Origin of the sequence: Nonomuraea zeae (assembly GCF_005889725.1) — a bacterium.
Lineage (GTDB): Bacteria > Actinomycetota > Actinomycetes > Streptosporangiales > Streptosporangiaceae > Nonomuraea > Nonomuraea zeae.
In genome coordinates this window covers 1-3131 of record NZ_VCKX01000565.1, presented here as the reverse complement: position 1 = coordinate 3131, position 3131 = coordinate 1, and the positions used below count along the sequence as shown (strand labels likewise).

The following is a 3131-nucleotide window of genomic DNA, read 5'->3' as shown; positions in this document are numbered from 1 at the left end:
CACCCTCATCGACGCCCGCCCACTCCTGGAAAACGATGGCTACAACCCCGCACCGGCCACAATCCGCTACCGGAACGCAGCCGCGCTCCTCGCCTCCATCTCGCCGTGTTGATCCTTTACGGCTTCACAAGATTTCTAACGTGCTGGGGGCGCTACCGAAGTCGGCCCATCCGGCTGCCAAGAAGCACCTGGCCGAGATCTGGAATGCCGAGGACAAAGAGCACGCCCAGGCCGCGGTCAAGGACTTCCAGGTCGCCTACGGCGCCAAGTACCCCAAGGCCGTCGCCAAGGTGGTCGACGACCTGGACGAGCTGCTCGCCTTCTACGACTATCCGCTGGAGCACTGGGTGCATCTGCGCACCACGAACCCGATCGAGTCCACCTTCGCCACGGTCCGGCACCGGACCAAGGTCACCAAGGGGCCGGGCTCTCGCGCTGCCGGGCTCGCGATGGCCTTCAAACTGATCGAATCGGCCCAGGCCCGCTGGCGTGCGGTCAACGCGCCCCACCTCGTCGCCCTGGTCCGTGCCGGGGCGAAGTTCCGCAAGGGCAAGCTCATCGAGCGGCCCGAGGAATCAGCGGCTACCGGGGAGCAGCCGGCAGCCGCCTAAAGATCTTGATCCACAGGTATTGACGATTGCTCCGGCGGTGCCGTCCACGGCCCGTATCGTTCAGCCTCCAAAGGGGCACGACATCAAGGCGAGCCTGAAACAAACGGCCTGCAACGTCTGAAACGGCTTGACAGCTAATCGCCCCTGGGCGAACAACAAGGCCCGGCAGAACGGCGGTTCTCACGCCAATCTCCAGAGCCTCGTTGTCCTGCAATGGCCATACCACCTGTCGTGTCTACGATCGGCGCCGCGTAAAGACGCCGGCCGGCCTATCCAGTGCGTCTGCGAATAAGACGGTGGACGTCGCCGACCTGCGTCAGTGTGGAGTGAAGTTGCCGATCCTTCGTCCAGAGTGGCCACGGGGCAGCTCGTCGATCAGCTTCTGTAGGCCCACAGGTTGATAATCGAGGTGTTCTCACTGTCGATTTTGCAGTGTCCCTTGTAGAGGTTGACCGTGGCGTTCCCGCAGTCGTACCAGCCTTGTTGCGTATTCGGATAAGTGGCCGCAACGTACCAGCCGCCCAAGGCTGACACGGGCGGTGCCGCCGCCGCGGACCCGCCCGCTGCGACAGCCAACGACCCTGCCGCCACTGCCGCTACTACCATGGCTCGCGCGATCATCTTCATACTCGCCCTTCGCAGAAACTGTTGCTCCTTGCAGGTTCGGCCAAGCCCCAGGGAGAAGTCGAGGCTGATCGCTGCCAGCTATCAGCGGAAAAGCGCCAGATGTGCGGCTGCGCCAACCCGGACCTCGACCTTGGTGGCCAATTCGGAGACACGCGCGGTAGTGGTCCGTGATCTCTGCTCGGTCTGGCTGAAAGATGCTGTGTGCGGTCGTCTTTCCCCTCACTCTGCCGTAGATGGAGCAGCAGGGTGTCGATGGCAGCCGTGGCCGGAGATCCCGGAGATGACCGCGCGGGTGGCGCGGGCTGCCTCGGCGAAGGGCAGTATCCGCTGGCCATGCGGGTGCGTGATGAGTTGGGCGAGTTGTTCGCCGATATCGAGTTCGCTGCCGCGTATGGCAGTCGGGGACATCTTGGGGTTGCCGCCGGGTCTGCTCGCGCTGATCACTGTGTTGCAGAAGGTAGAGAAACTGTCGGATCGGGCCGCCGCCGACCGGGCCAATTACGGCATGGACTGGAAGTACGCCCTAAGCACGGAACTCGATGATCCGGGCTTCGATCACAGTGAGCCTTTTTCATCCTCAGGCGGCCTGGGCAACGCGGTGATTTTGAAGGACGGCGATGGCCTTGCCAGGGCCGAAGCGTTCTCGGCTGATGGGACACGCACGGGCTGGACGAAGCCGGGTAGTTGAGGGCGCCCCGGGGTACAGATGGCAAACGCTACCCCTGATGATCGTTGGGTGTCTACGCCAGTCGATCAAGAACAGGGGCCGCGTTCGCGTGCCATCATCCCCGATCAAGGTGCTCGACCGCCACCTGGAGCACATCACCGTCGCCGACCCGCTGAGCGACCTGCTTGAACTGCCGACCCTGGCCGAGGTACTGGATACGGTGCCCGACCCGCGCAGCAGACGGGGACGCCGTTACCGGCTCGGCCCGCTACTGGCGTTATCCCTGCTCGCCGTGCTCGGCGGCGCGACATCCCTGGTAAGGATCACCCGGTTCATCGCCGAGTACGACCCAGAGCTACGCGCCCGCGCCAGCCTGCCCGGCACGCCACGACTGGCCGCCAGCACCCTGGGACGACTGTTCGCCCGCCTGGACGGCGCCGCCTTCGACACCGCCACCTGCAACTACCTGGCCATGCTCGCCGCCTGCGCGCCACCCGCCACCAGCGGCCGGCCCTCAGCCCAGGCCCCGCTCACTGGCCTGGCCGTGGACGGCAAGACCCTGCGCGGCAGCCGCACCGCGGACGGCACCACGGTCCACCTGCTGGCCGCCACCCGTCACGACACCCAGACCGTCCTGGCTCAACGCCAGATCGAGGCCAAGAGCAACGAGATCCCTGCGTTCACACCCCTGCTGGCCGACCTGGACCTGACCGGCGTGGTGATCACTGCCGACGCCCTGCACACCCAGCACCAACACGCCCACCACGTCATCGCCTCCGGCGGCCACTACCTGTTCATCGTCAAAGGCAACCAGCCCACCCTGCAACGCCGGCTCAAGGCCCTGCCCTGGCGCGAAGCCGTCCTCAACGACCGCACCGACGAGACCGGGCACGGCCGCCGCGAGATCCGCCGCATGAAGATCTGCACCGTCCGCCCCGGCCTGCCCTTCCCCCACGCCGTTCAGGCGATCCAGGTCAAACGCCGCCGCACCGACCACCGCACCGACCACCATCGTCACGATCTACGCCGTCACCAGCCTCCCGCCGGGACGCAGCACCCACGCCCAACTCGCCACCCTGATCCGCGGGCACTGGAGCATTGGCCTTCCCCTCATAGCGTGGAGACCGAACCGGGAAAGGTTTGGTCGTGGCAGCAGTTACGCGGCGGCGCTTTGATCCGGAGTTCTGGGCCGGGGCGCTTGCGTATCGTCAAGGAGACCGGCAAGC

At 65.7% G+C, this 3131-nt stretch carries 3 protein-coding genes and 1 pseudogene; 3 read left to right on the top strand and 1 reads right to left on the bottom strand.

The window, feature by feature from the left end:
• Positions 1-95: 95 nt before the first annotated feature.
• A pseudogene (locus tag ETD85_RS61200) lies at positions 96-611 on the top strand (transposase); the annotation flags it as partial.
• A 375-nt stretch (positions 612-986) separates the two neighbouring features.
• Here ETD85_RS61200 and ETD85_RS61195 read toward each other — a convergent pair.
• Entirely contained in the window at positions 987-1238 is a 252-nt protein-coding gene (locus ETD85_RS61195) for a hypothetical protein (RefSeq protein ID WP_138698923.1), read from the bottom strand.
• Positions 1239-1629: 391 nt separating this feature from the next.
• On the opposite strand from ETD85_RS61195, the gene ETD85_RS65330 reads away from it, so the two are divergent.
• Complete coding sequence (locus ETD85_RS65330) at positions 1630-1926, top strand: transposase (protein ID WP_206059630.1); 297 nt, start codon at positions 1630-1632, stop codon at positions 1924-1926.
• A gap of 88 nt (positions 1927-2014) precedes the next feature.
• Positions 2015-3131: ISAs1 family transposase (locus ETD85_RS61185; RefSeq protein ID WP_170247488.1), on the top strand; the 1117-nt coding region annotated here is incomplete at its 3' end.